Below are 14,786 nucleotides of genomic sequence, written 5' to 3' on the forward strand. Positions count from 1 at the left end.
TCACACAGCGCTTTTCGCAGCGCTGCGCCGGGCCTCGACACACTCAGCCCAACCGGGCAGGGAACTGGCCGGTGGGTGCGGGGCCCTTCGCTGGGCTGTTTTCCGGTTCTCTTGTCAGGCCGCTGATGCGGCCTGCTGCTGCGGCTCCCCCAGCGATAGCATCAGCCGATTCGCCCAGTTGAAGAAGGCCGCGCCGTGCAGCGCGTCGGAGATCGCGAAGTCGTCGAACCCCTCGGCGCGCAGGCGCTCGACGTGCGTTCCATCCAGCGCCGTGGGGGTGGCCGTGAGGGCCACGGAGGTTTCCACAATGGCGTTCCAGCGCGGGCCCAGGTCGGCCCGCACGCCTTCGTCCAGCAGGCGCTGCACATCGGCCTCGCGGTGCGAGAAGTGCGAGGCAAACCGCGCATGCACCGATGCGCAGTAAATGCAGCCGTTGGAGCGCGACGTGGCCGTGGCCGAGAGCTCGCGCTCTGCGCGGGGCAGGCCGGCGTCGGGGTTGTAGAAGATGTCCTTGTCGGTGCGGGTGCGCGCCCCCAGCGTGTCCGGGTCGCGCGCCAGCAGACGGAAGTAGGGCGACTTGGCGCGTGCGGCATCCACCAGGCCCGCGTAGTGGCGCTCGGTCAGTTCGTCCTCGGGCAGCGGCGGCAGCCAGGGCAGCCATTCCAGCTGCGCTTGCGTGAAGGCCGTGGGTTCGTGGTTGCCGGGGTGGGTGATGACAGCGGTATTGCTCATGGCTGGGCCTCTGCGGTGCGGGGGGACAACGGTGTGTGGGGCGCCGGGTGGGCGGCCAACGTGCGCAGGCCCACCACCACGCGGATCTGGAACGACAGAAACGCCACCAGCTGCGACAGGATCACGATGTCGGTGGCCGACCAGCCCGCGCTGAGCAGCGCCTGCAAGGCCTCGGGGCTCGCATCGCGCGGGCGAAAGGTGAGCAGGTGCGCATGCGCCAGGCCCGCCGACAGCCGCGCGCCCAGCACCGCGCGCTGCGCCTCGCCCACGGCGTAGGCCAGGCCGTCGGTGTTCTCGCGGCTCAAGGGACCGGCGGGATAGTGACCATAGGGTCCCTGCGCCGCACCCCGGCTCACCTCGGCCGCAATCGCCTGCGCCAGCCCCGCGCCCGCATCTTGCGCCACCAGCGCGGCGGCATAGAACGCAGCAGCATCGGGCTGCTGGTGCAGGCCAGCGACGAACGCGGCGACCGCCAGGCGCTCGGCCAGCGTCACCGCACCGGGCGCGGGGGCCGTGGGCGCAAACAGCGCGCGGTAGCTTTCCTGCGCGTGGGTGCGCGCCTGCAGGCGATGGCGGCGGATGGTGTCGAGGCGGTCGCCGGGCTCGATGCCCACGAGCAGGTCGATCACATCGGGCAGTGTCTGGCCCGGCAAAGAGGAGGGGTTGGCTTGGCTCATGCAAAGGCCTCGGTACGGGTTGCGAAAGTGGGTGCGGCCACGGATGCGGCCGTGGCGTTGCCGGGCAGCTTGCGCACCCAGCCCAGCGCCGGGGCGACGTGGGTGGCCGTGAGTTCGATGGAACGCAGGATGTGCGCGTGTGGCGGGTCCACGGAGTGCACCTGGAACACGATGTCGGTGGTGCGCGCCAGCGCCGTGTCGGCCCGCAGCGAGGCGATCACGTCGTCGGGCGTGCCCACATGCACGTCGTACGCGGCAATCAAGGTGGCGAGCGGTGCATCGGGCCCAGGGCGCGGGGCCTGCCCCGGCGAAACCGCCGCTGCAAAACGTGCGGCAGAACGGCGCAGGCCCACATCGGCCAGGCGCAGCGCCTCGTTGCGGTCATCGGCCACGAACAGGCTGCGCGAGCCCACGATGCGCGGTGTGCTGCCCACAGGCAGTGCCGCCAGGTAGGCATCGATGATGGGATGCTGCAGGTCCGACAGCGACGCGTTGGGCGCATCGGCCGTGCGCGGCTGGGTGCGCGACAGCATGAGCCCGTCACCCGCCTGCCCCGCACGCTCGCCACCCGCCACCGAGAACGTGGCCTGCCAGATGCGGCCCAGCAGCTGCTCGGCGGCCGGGTACAGCCGGTCGCCACCGGGCAATGGCCGCCCGGCCCAGGCCGCGCGCACGGCCGCCAGGTGCCGCGCATAGACAGCGCTGCGGTCTTCGCTGGTGATGCCGAAGGCGGCGAACGATTCGGGCGTGCCGCCCGTGCCCACGCCCAGCTCCAGCCGCCCGCCCGAGAGCAGGTCGAGCACGATGGCGTCCTCGGCCACACGGACCGCGTTTTCCATGGGCAGGGTCACGATGCCGGTCCCCAGCCGGATGCGCCGCGTGCGCGCCGCCACGTGTGCCAGGAACACAAAAGGCGAAGGCAGGCCGCCCTCGTGTTCATGGAAGTGGTGCTGCGCCACCCAGGCGGAGTCGAAGCCGAAGGCCTCGGCGTGGGCGATCTGCTCGGTCACGAGCCGGTAGCGCTCGCCCGCAGGCGCGTCGTCAAGCAGCCTGCTGAAGAAGCCCAGGCGCTTGGTGGGGGTGGGTGGTGTGGGTGTCGAGAGGGTCATGGAGATGGTTCTTCTTTCCGGGAATGGCGGCTATCAGTTCTCGCGTGTAGTCGCTGCCGGGGCGCAGGAACACGTCTTCCACGCGCCCCGCATCCACCTGGCGGCCGCCCTGCAGCACCGACACGGTGTCTGCAATCTGGCGCACCACGGCGAGGTCGTGCGAAATGAAGAGGTAGGTCAGGCCCAGGTCGCGCTGCAAGGTGTCCAGCAGCGCCAGGATCTGCGCCTGCACGGTCACGTCCAGGGCCGAGACGGCCTCGTCAAGCACCAGCACGCGGGGCTGCAGGACGAGGGCGCGCGCAATGGCCACGCGCTGGCGCTGCCCGCCGGACAGGGCCAGCGGCCGACGCTCCAGCACGGCCGCTGGCAGGCCCACGCGCGCCAGGATGTCGTGCACGCGGTGCGCGCGCTCGGCGGCGGGCAGGGGCTCGAAGTTGAGCAGGGGCTCTTCGATGATCTGGAAGATGGTCTGGCGCGGGTCCAGCGAGCTGAAGGGGTTCTGGTAGACCAGCTGCACCGTGCGGCGGAACTGGCGCAGCGCCTCACCGCGCAGGGTGGTGAGGTCCGTGCCCTCGATGACGATGCGGCCCGCCGTGGGCTGGCGAAAGCCCACCACGTCGCGAATGGTGGTGGTCTTGCCCGAGCCCGACTCGCCCACGATGGCGTGCGTGGTGCCGCGCCGCACACGGAAGGACACGCCGTCCACAGCGCGGAACGGCTGTTTCTGCCCCACCACCGGAAAGTCGTGCACCAGGCCTTCGACCACGATGGCGAAGTCCCCGGGCCGCTCGGGCGCATCGTTGGCCGCCAGGACACGGGGCGCGCGGAAGGCAGCACTGGCCAGCGAGGGCGCATCGGCCAGCAGCTTGCGCGTGTAGGCGCTTTGCGGGTTGCGCAGCACGCTGGCCGTCTCGCCCTGCTCCTGGATGCGCCCGCCCTGCAGCACCACCAGCCGGTGGGCGCGGTCGGCCGCCACGCCCAGGTCATGCGTGACCAGCAGCACGGCGGTGCCGAACTCATGGCGCAGTTCGTCGATGAGGTCGAGGATGCGCCGCTGCACCGTCACGTCGAGCGCACTGGTGGGCTCGTCGGCAATGATGAGCGCGGGCTGCAGCGCAATCGCAATGGCGATCAGCACGCGCTGCTTCATGCCGCCCGACAGCTCGTGCGGATACTGCCGCGCGCGCAGCTCGGGCTGCGACAGGCCCACCTTGGCCAGCAGCTCAACCACGCGCTGCGCGATGGCCCAGCGGTCGCCGTAGCGGTGGATCTTCAGGATCTCGCCCACCTGTTCGCCCACCGTGCGCACGGGGTTGAGCGAGCTGGTCGGGTCCTGCGGAATGAGGCTGATCACGCGGCCGCGCACCGTGTCGAAGCGGTCGGGCGACCAAGCTGCAATGTCCGTACCGTTGAGCCGGATCGCCCCTTGCTCCACCCGGCCGTTGTCGGCCAGCAGGCCGATGAGGGCCTGTGCGGTGGTGGTCTTGCCCGAGCCGGACTCGCCCACCAGCGCCACCACCTCGCCGGGCGCGATGGCAAACGACACGCCATGCACCACGCGCTGTTCATGGCCCCGGTCGCGGTAGGCGATGGCGAGGTTCTCCACCTCCAGAAGGGGGATGGGTGCGGGGACCGTGGTGGCCGTCATGTGCGCCCCTGGGTCAGCGCAGCGCTGATGCGGTTGGCCGACAGTACCACGGCCACCACCACCAGCCCGGGCACGGTGGTCAGCCACCAGGCCGTAGCGATGTAGTTGCGCCCCTCCGCAATCAGCAGGCCCCATTCGGGCGTGGGGGGCGGTGCGCCATAGCCCAGAAAGCCGAGGGTGGAAATCGACAGGATCGCGGAGCCGAACTGCAGCGCCGCCATGGCGATCACCGAGGTGAGCGAATTGGGCAGCACATGGCGCCACAGCACCACGCCAAAACGCCCGCCGCTGCCAAAGGCTGCCTCCACATACTCGGAGCGGCGGACCCGCACCACTTCGGAGCGCATGAGCCGTGCAAAGCTGGCCACCGAGGCCACACCCACAGCCACCGCCGCATTCAGCGTGCCAAAGCCCAGGATGATGATGATGGACAGCGACAGCAGCAGCGAAGGCACCGAGAGCAGCACATCGACGGTGCGCATGATCACGTCCTCCACCCAGCCGCCGATGGAGCCCGCCAGCACACCCAGTAGCGTGCCCAGCACCAACCCCACCGCCACGGCCAGGAACGCACCCGAGAGCGAATGCACCGCGCCGAACACCAGGCGCGCATAGCCGTCGCGGCCCAGCGCATCGGTGCCCAGCCAGTGCGCGGCCGACGGCGCCTGCAGCTGCTGGCCGGCCACGCCCACGGTGGCGCTGTAGCCCGTGAACAGGCCCGGCACCATTGCCCAGAGCGCCACCAGCGCGATCACGCCCCAGGCCAGCCACAGGCTGAGGGGGGCGCTGCGCACGTGCTGAATGGCGCGGTGGGCCCATGTGCCACGGCGCGTGCGCGGCGGCGGGGCCGCAGGGATGGGCCCCGTGGGCACCACCACAGCGGCGGGGACGACTGCCGCACGCTCGTAACGTTGCGGTGCAGGCTGTGCGGCGCCAGTGAAGGCGCCCAGGTCGGCGATTGAAGATGTGGTGGTCATGGGAGTCTCCTCAGGCACCCAGGCGGATGCGCAGGCGGGGGTCGAACACGGGGTAGAGCAGGTCCACCACCAGGTTGATGAACACGAAGGCCGTGGCCGAAACCACCACCACGGCCTGTAGCACGGCGGTGTCCTGGTTGCCCACCGCCTGCTGCGTGAGGCTGCCCAGGCCGTTGAGGCCAAAGACCGCCTCGGTCACCACAGCCCCAGCCAGCAGTTCGCCAAACAGCACGCCCGCGATGGTCAGCGTGGGCAGCACGGCGTTGCGCGCCACGTGTTTCCACAGCACCCACTGGCGCGTGGCGCCCTTGGCGCGCGCCACAGCCACGAAAGGCTGGGTCAGCACCTCGTCGATGTTGCGGATCAGGATCTGCGCCAGCGGCGCAGCGATGGGAATGGCCAGCGTGAGCGTGGGCAGCACAAGGCCCTGCCACTTGCCAGGGTTGATCACCGGAATCCACCCCAGGCGGAACGACACCACCTGGATCAGCATGATGCCGAGCCAGAACACCGGCACCGAGATGAACAGCGAGGGCAGCGACTGCAGCGCCGAGCGCAACCAGCCCCAGCGCGTGAGCTGCGACACGAAGGCCAGCACCACCGCCAGCAGCAGCGCTGCAGCGAATCCCAGCCCCGCCAGGCGCAGCGTGGGCGGAAGGTTGGTGGCCAAGCCCTGGCTCACCGGCACGCCCGCCTGCACCGAGTAACCGAAGTTGCCGCTGAGGAAGCCCAGCAGCGTGTGCTGGTACTGCTGCCACACGGACGTGTCTGCACCATAGGCGGCCCGGATGTCCGCGATCTCCTGTGGCCCCAGGCCGAACTCAGGGTTCAGGAACTTGATCAGGATCGCATCGCCCGGCAGCAACTGCAGCAGCACGAACGATGCCGTGAAGGCGGCCCACAGCACCAGCAGGGCCTGGCCCGTGCGGTTGGCAAGGTACTTGAACATGTCGAACTTTCCTTCCACGGCCGAGGGCATCAGGCCAGACAGGCGGGTGGCCTCCAAAGATCAGTGCTTTGCCGCAATCCACGTGCCGTAGAAGCTGGGGCGGCCCACGGCCTCAAAACCGACACCCTTCACCGACGGCGCACCGGCAAAGGCCTGTGGCTCTTCGAACACCGGGATCACATAGGCCTGGTCGATCAGGTAGTTCTGCACATCGGCCGTGAGCGCCAGGCGCTTGGCCGGGTCGGTCTCGGCCGCAATGGCTTCGAGCAAACCGTTGAGCCTGGTGTCCTCGAACGACTTGACCTTGGTGCTCACACCGCCTTTTTGCAGCAGCACGTTGCGGTTGGTGGGGTAGTAGTTGCTCTTGATCACGTCCGGGTCGGCGCGGCCCACCATGCCGGGGGCCACGGGGGTCTTCTCGGGGTCGAGGCTGTCCACGGTACGGCTGCCGGAGTCGCCCGCCAGCACGTTGAGTTTGACGCCCACCTTGGCCCACTGCTGCGCTACAAGCTGCAGGGTTTCCTTGTTCTGCGGCTGCGGCAGCGATTCATAGGCGGCCAGCACCAGCTCCTTGCCATCCTTCTCGCGCAGACCATTGGCATTGAGCTTCCAGCCTGCTTCATCGAGCAGTTGCCTGGCCTTGGCCTCGTCGTAGCCCAGCTTGGCCGACAGGTTCACATAGCCCAGGGCCGTGGACGCGATGACCGAGGTGGCCTGCGGGTAGTTGGCCGAGAACAGGGTCTGCACGATCTCCTTGGTGTTGGTGGCATGCAGCAACGCCTTGCGCACCTTCACATCGGCCACCAGCGCGTTGTCGGGGCGAAAGACCACGCTGTTGTTCACACCGCGCGTGGAGGGCGCGTAGATGGCGAACTTCTGGTCCAGCACGCGATTTTCGTCATAGGCCTGCACCTGGCGGATAAAGCCCGCCTGGCCCGACAGCAGCGCGCCGATGCGCACGCTGTCTTCGGGCGTGACGATGAGCTTGATTTCGTCGAGGCGCGCGCGGCCCTGGTGGGCGTGTTTGGCGGGGCCCCAGGCGTAGTCCTTGCGCGCCGTGAAAACAATTTCCTTGCCCAGCGTCTCGCTGCTCACCACGAAGGGGCCCGAGCCGATGATCTTGGTCGCATCGCCCAGCTCTTCAAACGGCCGTGCCAACGTGGCCACCGACACCAGGCCCGAGCCGATGACCGACGTGCCCTGCAGGAAACCCGGCGAAGGCTTCTTGAAGTAGAACTTGACCGTGAGCGGGTCCACCACCTCGCTGCGTTCGTAGTTGTTGATGACTTCGGACGCGGGCAACTTGAGCTCCTTGTTGCCCAGGCCATAGGTGTCGTAGTTCTTGGCCACGGCGGCGGCATCCAGCGGGGTGCCGTCCGAGAAGGTCACCCCTTTCTTCAGCTTGAAGGTGTACTCGGTGGCGGTAGGGTTCACCTCCCACGACTCGGCGATCCAGGGCTGGATCTCCAGCGTCTTGGGATCCTGGTAGGTGAGCTTGTCGGTGATCTGGTTGAGCACGCCGCCGTTGGGATAGAAGCCCCCAGCCGGCGGGTACAGGTTGGTGTGCGCCTGCTGCTCCAAGTACACCAGCGTGCCGCCCTGCACAGGCTGGTCTGTGGACGCACCGGCCGTGGCGGCTGGCTCGCTGGCCTGCTTGGAGCAGCCCGCCACCAGCACGCCCAGCGCCAGCGCCGACGCACCCCACACCCTCCATCCCATTGATTTCTTCAGAGAAAACACGTTCGTACCTCGTCGCCGGACCGGCATTGACAGACCATGAAACACCGGCCCCAAAGTGGGCCGATTCATGTGTATGCATGCTATCGACGCACCATCCAAACGTGCACCTATTACGTAGCATGCATATTCGGAAAACGACGAAGCAGGTCGCAGCACCCGGCCCCGCCGGGCATATCTGAAACCTGCATATGCGAGCGCAGTTTTGTTTGTTTCCAGCGCGGGTGTGGACTCGAACAATCGGTGTGCAACGCTGCCCTCCCCACGCCCGATGTCCGGGCGCGGAAGGCGTTGGAAAGAGCATTCATGACCCATCTGAACGACTACCTGGCGGAAAAACGTGCCGCCGTGCTGGCACGTAACGCCGCCATTGATGCAGGCACTGCACAACCGGCCGCCCTGAACGCGCGCGTGAGCGCCGAGGGCCGCAGCGGCGTACGCCGCATCCGCATCCGCGACCACCAGGTCATCAGCGACAGCCCGCCCGACTTCGCGGGCTACCACCTGGGCCCCAGCTCGCCCGAGCTGCAACTGGGGGTGCTGGGCAGCTGCGTGACGCACATCTTCCTGATCCAGGCGGCTCTGGGCCAGGTGCCATTGACCAGCCTGGAGGTGGAAGTCAGCGGCGTGATCGACCCGCGCGGCGGCAAGCCCGGGCATGAGGCCACGCCCATCTGGCCACACAACATCGCCTACACGGTGCACATCGACTCGCCCGCCAGCCGGGCCGATATCGACGCGCTGTTCCAGGCGGTCGAGCAGACCTGCCCCATCCTCAACCTGCTGCGCAACCCGCAGCACATCCACGCCGAGGTGAAGCTGGTGAACTCCGCCGCCTCCGCACCCCAACGCGCCACCGCAGACGCGGTGGCGGCCTGAACGCCGAGAAGCCCCCAAGGAACCCCATGGCATTGACACTCGACCACATCGTGATCGCGGTAAAGGATCTGGAGCAGACCATCACCGACTACCGCGCCCTTGGCTTCAACGTGCTGCAGGGCGGCGAGCACCCGGGCCGACCCACCTACAACGCGCTGGTCGTGTTGGCCGATGGCGCCTACTTTGAACTCATCGCCTGGCGCAGCCCCTCGCCCGGCGACCGCTGGTGGGAGCTGCTGAACCAGCATGGCGAAGGCATCGTGGACTTTGCCCTGCTGCCGCCCGGAACGGCGGTCACCGTGAAGGGAGCCAACGAACGGGGCCTGGCCTACAGCGGCCCCCACGACGGAGGCCGCTTGCGGCCCGATGGCGAACGGCTGCAGTGGCAAACCTCCCGCCCGCCATCGACCGACCTGCCATTTCTGTGCGGAGACATCACCCCCCGCGCGCTGCGGGTGCCCGAGGGCGACGCCCGCGTGCACCCCAACGGCGCACGTGCTGTACTCAGCCTGTCGATTGCCGTGCAAGACCTGGACGCCAGCCTGGCCCGCTACCGCGCCTTGCTGGGCGACGCGCAGGGCACACACATTGGCACACCCTTTGTGTTGCCGGGCGCTGCAGCGCGGGTGGCTACCATTGCCCTGGGCGCCACCACCTTGGTGCTGACGCAGCCGATCCCTGGAGCCGCGCCGCACACCACACAGGCGCACCAACTGGCCAAGCGCGGCCCTGGCCCGTTTGCCGTGGTGCTGGGCACCGGTTCACCGGCCGCACAGCCACACCAGGCATGGCATCGGGAGCTGACCCACGGCGCCGCGATTGAACTGGTGGTGGGTTGACCGCGGCTGGCCCCAGCACATCCGCACCGCCATCAAAAAGGGGAAGTGGGCACAACACCCACTTCCCCTTTTTTTGATCGCCAACCGGCTGCCACTGCAACCGGTGTGCGCTCTGGCTAGCGCCGTTGTGCCGCCAGCCTGCGCACCACGGTCGTGAGGCAGTCGATTTCGTCAAACGTGTTGTAGAACGCGAGCGACGGCCGCACCGTGGTCTCCACGCCAAAGCGGCGCAGGATGGGCTGGGCGCAGTGGTGGCCCGTGCGCACGGCAATGCCCTCCTGGTTGAGGGCCTTGCCCACTTCCTCGGTGGTGTAACCCGCGAGAACGAAGGACATCACGCTGGCCTTGTGGGCCGCCGTGCCGATCAAGCGCACGCCCGGGATGGCGCCGAGCTGCTGCATGCCGTACACCAGCAGGTCGTGCTCGTACTGCGCAATGTTCTCGATGCCCACGCGGTTCACGTAGTCGATGGCCGCCCCCAGGCCCACGGCGTCGGCAATGTTGCCGGTGCCTGCCTCGAACTTGTTGGGAATGGGCTGGAACACCGTCTTTTCGAAGGTCACGTCGGCAATCATGTTGCCGCCGCCCTGCCAGGGAGGCATGTCTTCCAGCACCTCGCGCTTGCCCCACACCACGCCAACGCCGGTCGGCCCGAAGACCTTGTGGCCCGAGAACACGAAGAAGTCGGCGCCGATGTCCTGCACGTCCACCCGCATGTGCGAGATGGACTGCGCGCCATCGACCAGCGCCTTGGCCCCTGCGCGGTGCGCCAGGGCCACGATCTCCTTGACGGGCACCACCGTACCGAGCGCGTTCGACACCTGCGTGACGGACACGATCCTGGTGCGGTCGTTCAGGAGCTTCTGGTATTCATCGAGCAGCACCTGGCCCGAGTCGTCCACGGGAATCACGCGCAGCTTGGCGCCCTTGGCGGCCGCAAGCTGCTGCCAGGGAACGATGTTGGCGTGGTGCTCCAGGTGGCTGACGATGATCTCGTCGCCCTCGCCGATGTGCTGCGCCCCCCAGCTCTTGGCCACGAGGTTGATGGCCTCGGTGGTGCCGCGCACAAAGATCACCTCGTTCACATCCGGCGCGTTGATGAAGTTCTTCACGCGCTGGCGGGCGCCTTCGTAGGCGTCGGTGGCGCGTGCGGCCAGTTCATGGGCAGCGCGGTGGATGTTGGAGTTCTCGTGCTCGTAAAAGTAGCTGATGCGGTCGATGACCGCCTTGGGCTTGTGCGTGGTGGCCGCGTTGTCAAACCACACCAGCTGGCGTCCGTTCACGCGCTCGGAGAGCACAGGAAAGTCGCGGCGGATGGCATGCACGTCAAACGGCGGATGCTGCCCCTGCCCCGCCAGCGGCACCGTGGCGTGCGGCGCGGGCTTGGCCGGGGTGACATAGCCGCTGGGCAGCACCACCGCATCGGCAAAGTAGAACTGCGGTGCGGTGCCGGGAGACGCCTGCGCCAAAGGTGCGGACGAAGGCGCAGGTGTGCCGCGCAGGTCCACCCCTTGCAGGTTGGCAAACGGCTGGCGGGCCAGTTCGTCGCTGACACGCGTGGGGCCCAGCGCATTGCCTGGCGTGCCGATGTGGCCACCGGGCGAGGGCTGCCCGTGCTGGGGCGACAGGAAATAGAACGGCGATGCGCTGGCTGCAGGGTCGCTGCCAGCCGATGCACCGCTGGCACCCGCCGCCTCGGGCACACCCAGCACGCCACTGCCAAACCGGGGCTCGTAGCCGGGCACGGCAGTGACCACGGTGTCGGGCACGCCATTGGCTGCGGTGGCGTGGGGCAGCAGTGCAGGCGCCCTGTGCGCCAGCGACAGCACGGGCGTGGGCGAGGCCGGCGCCAGATTGGCGCCCGGCACCTGCCCTTGCGGGAACGGCGTACCGGGCACGCTGGGCCCGAAGCCCGCAGGGCTGGCCAGCGGCGAGCCTGCAGGCGCGATGTTGACCGGTGCCTGCACACCGGCCGGCCCGGGCGATGCCTGGGCAAAGCTCGGGACGGTGGCCGGTGGTGTCGATGGCAACCCCAGGCCAGCCACCGGGCTTGCCGGGCTAGAAGGGTTGCCGGTGGGCAGCTGAGGCGTCTCACCCGGCCGGGCCGAGAAAAACGCCGTGGCCATCTGTGCCAGCAGCGCCGGATGGATCGGCGCCTCCGGCGCGTCAGGCACGCCCACAGAGGTGGAAGGAATGTTGCTCACCGCAGATTACTTGTAGGTGTCAGGGTAGTCGTGGTACTTGTTGACCTCGACGTCATCCAGCACCGCCAGCGCGTCGCTGGTCAGCACGGCGAGCGAGCAGTACAGCGAGATCAGGTACGACGCGATCGCGTGGTTGTTGATGCCCATGAAACGCACCGACAGGCCGGGGCCCTGTTCGCCCGGCAGGCCCGGCTGGAACAGGCCCACCACGCCCTGGCGCTTGTCGCCCACGCGCAGCAGCAGGATCTTGCTCTTGCCATCGGCCACGGGCACCTTGTCCGAAGGGATCAGCGGAATGCCGCGCCAGGTGATGAACTGCGAGCCGAACAGGCTCACGGTGGGGGGCGGCGTGCCACGGCGGGTGGCTTCGCGCCCGAATGCAGCGATCGCCAGGGGGTGCGCCAGGAAGAAGGCGGGCTCTTTCCAGACCTTGGTCAGCAGCTCGTCCAGGTCGTCGGGCGTGGGGGCACCGGTGAGGGGGAAGATGCGCTGCTCTTCCGTCACCTGGGCCAGCAGGCCGTAGTCGGGGTGGTTGATGAGCTCGCTTTCCTGGTTTTCCTTGATCGTTTCGATCGTCAGGCGCAGCTGCTCCTTGATCTGGTCGTGCGGGCTGCTGTACAGGTCCGACACGCGGGTGTGCACGTCGAGCACCGTGCTCACGGCATTCAGGTGGTACTCGCGGGGGGTTTCTTCGTAGTCCACGAAGGTGCGCGGGAGCTGGTTCTCCGACTCCTTGGCGGTGCAGGCCACCTTGATGGCCTCGGGGTTCTTGACCTTGTTGAGGCGGTAGATGCCCGCCTCCACCGGCACCCACTGCAGCAGATGGGTGAGCCAGCGGGGGCTGATGGTCTCCAGTTGGGGGACGGTCTTGGTTGCATTGGCTAGTTGCCGTGCGGCGCTATCGCCAAGTGCGGTCGTGCCGCCCACTGTTGCCGACATAGTGAAACTCCCTGGGGTAAAAAATCAGTGATGAAAAATGGAATGCGCGCAGTGTCCTGTGGCGAGGCAGGTGGCCTCAACAGGCTATAGCCGCCAACTGGATGCCTCGCACCAGCTGGGCCCGCTGGACGGCCTCGCCCCGCACCACCAGGCCCGACGGCGCCACGCCCAGCGCACCGGCCAGCTTTTCGACGGTGGCGAGCGAGGCGATCACACTGCCGCGCTCGATCTCGCCCACATAGGAGCGGTTGAGGTCGGAGTGTTCGGCCAGGCGCTCCTGCGACCAGCCCCGGGCCTCGCGCGACTGCCGCACGGCCAGGCCAAAACCTTGGACCAGCGTGCTCACAGCGCAGCCCCCGCCAGTACCGAGGCAAAACGGTCCGACTCTTGCGAACTGGCCTGCGTGACATGGCTGCCAGCGGGCACGTCGTGCGTGACCCAGACATTGCCGCCAATCACGGCACCCCGACCCAGCGTGACGCGGCCCAGGATGGTGGCGCCCGCATAGATGACCACATCGTCCTGCACCACCGGGTGGCGGGGCAGGCCTTTTTGCAGATGGCCGTCGGCACCGGTGGGAAACCGCTTGGCACCCAGCGTGACGGCCTGGTACACCCGCACGCGCTCGCCGATCACCGCCGTCTCACCAATCACCACGCCGGTGCCGTGGTCGATGAAAAAGCCTGCGCCAATCTGCGCGCCAGGGTGGATGTCGATGCCCGTTTCACTGTGCGCCAGCTCCGCCACGATGCGGGCCAGCAGGGGCAGGCCCAGCTGGTAGAGCCGGTGCGCCAGCCGGTGGTGGATCATGGCCAGGATGCCGGGGTAGCACAGCAGCACCTCATCCACGCTGCGCGCCGCCGGGTCGCCCTGGTAGGCCGCCAGCACATCGCTGTCGAGCAGGCGGCGGATGGCGGGCAGCGACTGCGCAAACGCCTGGGCCGACCGGCGCGCCTGTGCTTCCACATCCGACCCGTCCAGCGCCTGGCGGCGGGCGCTGTAGCGCAGCTCCAGCCCGATCTGCACGTGCAGCGCATGCAAGGCGCTGTCCAGCGTGTGGGCCACATAGAAATCTTCGCTCTCCTGGCGCAGGTCGTAAGGCCCCAACCGCATGGGGAAGAGCGCACCCTTGAGCTGGTGCAGCACCTGGGCGAGGGCGTCGCGCGAGGGGAACTCGCGCTCGCCCGCATCCTGCACGCGGTTGTGCGCATCGCGCCACTCGCGCCGGGCCGCGCTCAGCGATTGCGCGATCTGTTCAATGTCGAAAAGGGCCATGGGGTGTCATGCCGGCTGTGCCGGTCTTTCCAATCTGCAAAAGTTCGGGGGTCCAGCGCGCTGTTCAGTCCTGCACCCAGGGCAACTGGTGAAAGCGCCAGCCATCGCCGCCGCCCCGGTGTTGCAGTTCATCGATCTCGCCCTCAAAGCCTTCGAGCACGTTGAACACGTGGTGAAACCCGGCGGCCGCCGCCGCCTCGGCCGCCAGCACCGAGCGCTTTCCACTGCGGCACAGCAGCAGCACCACGGCGTCCTTGCCGCCGTCCTTGGCCAGCTTGGCTTCCAGCTCGCGCACAAAGCGCGGGTTGCGTGTGAGCGCCGTGCCCGTGGCCCAGGCCACATGCTGGCTGCCGGGCACATGGCCCACAAACTTGCGCTCCTCGGCCGAACGCACGTCCACCAACACGGCCTGGCCCGACTGCACCAGTGCCCACGCCACCGCCGGGCGCACGCCACCGGCGTAGCTCAGCCCCTGGGCAGCGGCATCGGCGCGGGCAGCCTCCAAGGCTTCGGGCAGGGCGATCTCAAGGGCTTCGGCGGACATGGACGGGGTCTCCTGGAACGTGGGGGAAAGCGGTTTTGGGTGGGGATAGCCACCAATTTATGCGGGGGTCCGCAAAAACCAAACGAATAAAAATCGTTTTCTTTACAACCAAATCATCTGATGGGAACGCAGAGAGCGAAAGAAGGGGCCCGGGCTGGCCGCAATCTCTGCGGAGAAAGGACTTGTCTCTTTGCGGCTTGCGCACCAGCAGGGAGCCAGGGGCTTGAAGGCGCCACCGGCGGCGCAAGAGGCCCCGGTGGCGCACACCGACACAGAG

General features: G+C 68.1%; 14 protein-coding genes. 2 read left to right on the forward strand and 12 right to left on the reverse strand.

Annotated elements, in window-relative coordinates; translation table 11 throughout:
* Positions 1-114: 114 nt before the first annotated feature.
* From CBY09_RS11930 to CBY09_RS11960, 7 genes are read right to left on the reverse strand one after another with little or no spacing between them, the layout of a single operon-like run.
* Positions 115-732 carry an alkylhydroperoxidase domain protein gene (locus CBY09_RS11930; protein ID WP_094289797.1) on the reverse strand — a complete coding sequence of 206 codons (618 nt, stop codon included), beginning with the start codon at positions 730-732 and terminating at the stop codon, positions 115-117.
* Positions 729-1,409, reverse strand: a complete 681-nt coding sequence (locus tag CBY09_RS11935; protein WP_094289799.1) for a CMD domain protein — start codon at positions 1,407-1,409, stop codon at positions 729-731. The genes CBY09_RS11930 and CBY09_RS11935 overlap by 4 nt, the downstream gene beginning before the upstream one ends.
* Complete coding sequence (locus tag CBY09_RS11940) at positions 1,406-2,518, reverse strand: putative FMN-dependent luciferase-like monooxygenase (RefSeq protein ID WP_094289801.1); 1,113 nt, start codon at positions 2,516-2,518, stop codon at positions 1,406-1,408. The genes CBY09_RS11935 and CBY09_RS11940 overlap by 4 nt, the downstream gene beginning before the upstream one ends.
* Positions 2,451-4,166, reverse strand: coding sequence for a dipeptide ABC transporter ATP-binding protein (locus tag CBY09_RS11945; RefSeq protein ID WP_094289803.1), 1,716 nt, complete (start codon positions 4,164-4,166; stop codon positions 2,451-2,453). The genes CBY09_RS11940 and CBY09_RS11945 overlap by 68 nt, the downstream gene beginning before the upstream one ends.
* A complete protein-coding gene (locus CBY09_RS11950; protein WP_094289805.1) occupies positions 4,163-5,143 on the reverse strand; it encodes an ABC transporter permease in 981 nt (326 codons plus the stop codon). The genes CBY09_RS11945 and CBY09_RS11950 overlap by 4 nt, the downstream gene beginning before the upstream one ends.
* Positions 5,144-5,153: 10 nt before the next feature.
* A complete protein-coding gene (locus CBY09_RS11955) occupies positions 5,154-6,092 on the reverse strand; it encodes an ABC transporter permease (RefSeq protein ID WP_094290192.1) in 939 nt (312 codons plus the stop codon).
* Between the two features lie 60 nt (positions 6,093-6,152).
* Complete coding sequence (locus tag CBY09_RS11960) at positions 6,153-7,811, reverse strand: TIGR04028 family ABC transporter substrate-binding protein (RefSeq protein WP_240515698.1); 1,659 nt, start codon at positions 7,809-7,811, stop codon at positions 6,153-6,155.
* Positions 7,812-8,135: 324 nt separating this feature from the next.
* Here CBY09_RS11960 and CBY09_RS11965 point away from each other — a divergent pair, with 324 nt between their 5' ends.
* The gene (locus CBY09_RS11965; RefSeq protein WP_094289809.1) at positions 8,136-8,708 is read left to right on the forward strand and encodes an OsmC family protein; all 573 of its coding nucleotides are present in this window, start codon (positions 8,136-8,138) and stop codon (positions 8,706-8,708) included.
* 26 nt (positions 8,709-8,734) lie between these two features.
* Positions 8,735-9,547 carry a VOC family protein gene (locus tag CBY09_RS11970; RefSeq protein WP_094289811.1) on the forward strand — a complete coding sequence of 271 codons (813 nt, stop codon included), beginning with the start codon at positions 8,735-8,737 and terminating at the stop codon, positions 9,545-9,547.
* A 116-nt stretch (positions 9,548-9,663) separates the two neighbouring features.
* On the opposite strand, the gene CBY09_RS11975 is transcribed toward CBY09_RS11970, so the two are convergent.
* From CBY09_RS11975 to CBY09_RS11995, 5 genes are all read right to left on the reverse strand, one after another.
* Complete coding sequence (locus CBY09_RS11975; RefSeq protein WP_240515725.1) at positions 9,664-11,673, reverse strand: family 2A encapsulin nanocompartment cargo protein cysteine desulfurase; 2,010 nt, start codon at positions 11,671-11,673, stop codon at positions 9,664-9,666.
* 84 nt (positions 11,674-11,757) lie between these two features.
* The gene (locus CBY09_RS11980) at positions 11,758-12,690 is read right to left on the reverse strand and encodes a family 2A encapsulin nanocompartment shell protein (RefSeq protein WP_094289813.1); all 933 of its coding nucleotides are present in this window, start codon (positions 12,688-12,690) and stop codon (positions 11,758-11,760) included.
* Between the two features lie 76 nt (positions 12,691-12,766).
* Positions 12,767-13,036: a helix-turn-helix domain-containing protein gene (locus CBY09_RS11985; protein WP_094289815.1), complete on the reverse strand. Its 270-nt coding sequence runs from the start codon at positions 13,034-13,036 to the stop codon at positions 12,767-12,769.
* On the reverse strand, positions 13,033-13,965 hold the full coding sequence (epsC, locus tag CBY09_RS11990) for a serine O-acetyltransferase EpsC (RefSeq protein ID WP_094289817.1): 933 nt from the start codon (positions 13,963-13,965) through the stop codon (positions 13,033-13,035). Before epsC ends, CBY09_RS11985 begins: the two co-directional genes overlap by 4 nt.
* Positions 13,966-14,029: 64 nt before the next feature.
* Entirely contained in the window at positions 14,030-14,509 is a 480-nt protein-coding gene (locus CBY09_RS11995) for a rhodanese-like domain-containing protein (RefSeq protein ID WP_094289819.1), read from the reverse strand.
* Positions 14,510-14,786: the final 277 nt, after the last annotated feature.

Source organism: Acidovorax kalamii (assembly GCF_002245625.1).
Lineage (GTDB): Bacteria > Pseudomonadota > Gammaproteobacteria > Burkholderiales > Burkholderiaceae_C > Acidovorax > Acidovorax kalamii.